Source organism: Sphingobium indicum BiD32 (genome assembly GCF_000382885.1).
GTDB classification, from domain to species: domain Bacteria; phylum Pseudomonadota; class Alphaproteobacteria; order Sphingomonadales; family Sphingomonadaceae; genus Sphingobium; species Sphingobium japonicum_C.
Genome location: NZ_CAVK010000166.1, coordinates 1 through 3027 on the forward strand (window position 1 = coordinate 1; position 3027 = coordinate 3027).

Here is a 3027-nt window from a genome sequence, read left to right on the forward strand (position 1 = left end):
GACACCCCTCCGTCACGCCTTCGGCGCGCCACCTCCCCTTAAAGGGGAGGATTTGAGATGAGCGCGCCGGTCCTCGACACCAAAGTATTCCCCGACAGCGAAGCCTTCCGCAGCAATGCCGCGCACAACCGCGCGCTGGCGCAGGAGTTGCGTGAAAAGGTCGCCGCCGCAGCCGCAGGCGGCTCCGCCAGCGCACGCGACAAGCATACCGCGCGCGGCAAACTCCTGCCCCGCGATCGCGTCGAACGGCTGCTCGATCCCGGTTCGCCTTTCCTTGAAATCGGCCAGCTTGCCGCCAATGGCCTGTATGGCGATGAAGTCCCCGGCGCTGGCCTGATCGCGGGCATCGGCCGGGTCGCGGGTCGTCAGGTCATGATCGGCTGCAACGACGCCACGGTAAAGGGCGGCACCTATTACCCCGTCACCGTGAAGAAGCATCTGCGCGCGCAGGAAATCGCGCTCGAAAACCGGCTGCCCTGCATCTATCTGGTCGACTCAGGCGGCGCGAACCTGCCTAATCAGGCGGAGGTATTTCCCGACCGCGACCATTTTGGCCGCATCTTCTATAATCAGGCGAACCTGTCGGCGCAGGGCATCCCCCAGATCGCCTGCGTCATGGGCAGCTGCACGGCGGGCGGTGCCTATGTCCCCGCCATGTCCGACGAAACCGTCATCGTCCGCAATCAGGGGACGATCTTCCTCGCCGGCCCGCCGCTGGTGCAGGCCGCGACCGGCGAAGTCATCACGGCGGAGGATCTGGGCGGCGGCGACCTGCACGGCCGCAAGTCGGGCGTTGTCGATCATGTCGCCGACAGCGACGATCATGCCCTCACCATCGTCCGCGACATCGTCTCGACCCTGCAACCCGATCGCCAGCCCGATCTCAACCTGCGCGAACCCCGCCCGCCAAAGTACGATGCCAGCGATCTTTACGGCATCATCCCCGACGATGTCCGCGCGCCCTATGACGTGCGCGAAATCATCGCGCGGATCGTGGACGGCAGCGAATTTCACGAATTCAAGGCACTGTACGGCACCACGCTCGTCTGCGGCTTCGCCCATATCTGGGGGATGCCCGTGGCCATCCTCGCCAATAATGGCGTATTGTTCAGCGAAAGCGCGCAAAAGGGCGCGCATTTCATCGAACTCGCCTGCCAGCGGCGTATCCCTTTGCTCTTCCTCCAGAATATATCCGGCTTCATGGTCGGCGGCAAATATGAGGCGGAAGGGATCGCCAAACATGGCGCCAAACTCGTCACCGCCGTTGCCACCGCGCAGGTGCCCAAAATCACCGTCCTGATCGGCGGCAGCTTTGGCGCAGGCAATTACGGCATGTGCGGCCGGGCCTATCAACCCCGCTTCCTCTTCACCTGGCCCAACGCGCGCATCAGCGTGATGGGCGGCGAACAGGCCGCATCCGTGCTGGCGACCGTCCACCGTGACGCGGGCAAATGGACGCCGGAAGAAGCCGAAGCCTTCAAAGCCCCCGTCCGTCAGAAATATGAAGAAGAAGGCAACCCCTATTACGCCACCGCCCGCCTGTGGGACGACGGCGTCATCGACCCTGCGCAAACCCGCGACGTACTGGGCCTGGCCTTTGCAGCGACGCTGAACGCCCCGGTCGGCGAAAGGGCGCAATTTGGCGTGTTCCGGATGTGATGAGGGTGGCCAAACTCAGCCGTCATGCTGAACTTGTTTCAGCATCCATCGGGCCGCAAAGGCGGAAGCCCGATCGACGGCGCAAGGTCCGCCCAATGCGGATTATCGTTCTCGATCAGGTTGATCTTCCATTGACGATGCCAGCGCTTGAGCTGCTTTTCCCGCAGGATTGCACCCTCCATATCGCCGAACATCTCAAACCGCACCAGATGATGGATCGCATAACGGCTCGTGAAACCCGGAATAATGCCGGTGCGGTGTTGGTAAAGGCGACCAATCAGGTCGGATGTCACGCCGATGTAAAGCGTCCCATAGGGCGCGCTACTCAGAATATAAACGCACGGTTGCTTTTCCATCGCAGCACCGAGCCTGCCGCCAAATGGATGCTGAAACAAGTTCAGCATGACGGATTGGGAGATCCCTGTGCTTGAATCCCTCCTCATCGCCAATCGCGGCGAAATCGCCTGCCGTATCATCCGCACCGCACGCGCGATGGGCATCCGCACCGTCGCTGTCTATTCGGACGCCGATGCAACTGCGCTCCATGTCCGTTCCGCCGACGAAGCCGTCCATATCGGCCCGTCGCCAGTGCGCGAATCCTATCTGCTGGGTGACCGCATCATCGCCGCCGCCCAGCAAACCGGCGCGCAGGCGATCCACCCCGGCTATGGCTTCCTGTCCGAAAACGCGGAATTCGCCCAATCGGTCATCGACGCAGGCCTCATCTGGGTCGGTCCCAATCCATCCTCCATCACCGCCATGGGCCTGAAAGATGCGGCCAAGCAACTGATGCAGGATGCGGGCGTTCCCACCACGCCTGGCTATCTCGGCGCGGACCAGTCGCCCGCCCATCTCGCGGCCCAGGCCGACGCCATCGGCTACCCCGTCCTTATCAAGGCGGTCGCGGGCGGCGGCGGCAAGGGGATGCGCAAGGTCGATGCTCCCGCCGATTTCGCCGACGCGCTCGCCTCCTGCCAGCGCGAGGCCGCGTCCAGCTTCGGCAATGACCATGTCCTGCTCGAAAAATGGGTCACCAACCCACGCCATATCGAGGTGCAGGTCTTTGGCGACAGCCATGGCAATGTCGTCCACCTGTTCGAGCGCGACTGCTCGCTCCAGCGCCGCCACCAGAAGGTGATCGAGGAAGCGCCCGCGCCCGGCATGGACGCCGCCACCCGCGAAGCCATCTGTTCCGCCGCCGTCCGCGCCGCCAAGGCAGTGGACTATGTCGGCGCAGGCACGATCGAATTCATCGCCGACGGATCGGAAGGCCTGCGCGCGGATCGGATATGGTTCATGGAAATGAACACCCGGCTTCAGGTCGAACATCCGGTGACCGAAGAAATCACCGGCGTCGATCTGGTCGAA

The 3027-nt window shown here is 63.3% G+C and carries 3 protein-coding genes; 2 read left to right on the plus strand and 1 reads right to left on the minus strand.

What is annotated here, in order from left to right; genetic code table 11:
* Positions 1–57: 57 nt before the first annotated feature.
* The gene (locus tag EBBID32_RS16520) at positions 58–1659 is read left to right on the plus strand and encodes a carboxyl transferase domain-containing protein (RefSeq protein WP_006961303.1); all 1602 of its coding nucleotides are present in this window, start codon (positions 58–60) and stop codon (positions 1657–1659) included.
* A 38-nt stretch (positions 1660–1697) separates the two neighbouring features.
* Here EBBID32_RS16520 and EBBID32_RS16525 read toward each other — a convergent pair whose 3' ends face one another.
* Positions 1698–2015 carry a GIY-YIG nuclease family protein gene (locus EBBID32_RS16525; RefSeq protein ID WP_006961305.1) on the minus strand — a complete coding sequence of 106 codons (318 nt, stop codon included), beginning with the start codon at positions 2013–2015 and terminating at the stop codon, positions 1698–1700.
* A 67-nt stretch (positions 2016–2082) separates the two neighbouring features.
* Between EBBID32_RS16525 and EBBID32_RS16530 the strand changes: the two genes are divergently transcribed.
* A partial coding sequence (locus tag EBBID32_RS16530; protein ID WP_037491359.1) for an acetyl-CoA carboxylase biotin carboxylase subunit occupies positions 2083–3027 on the plus strand: 945 nt, incomplete at its 3' end.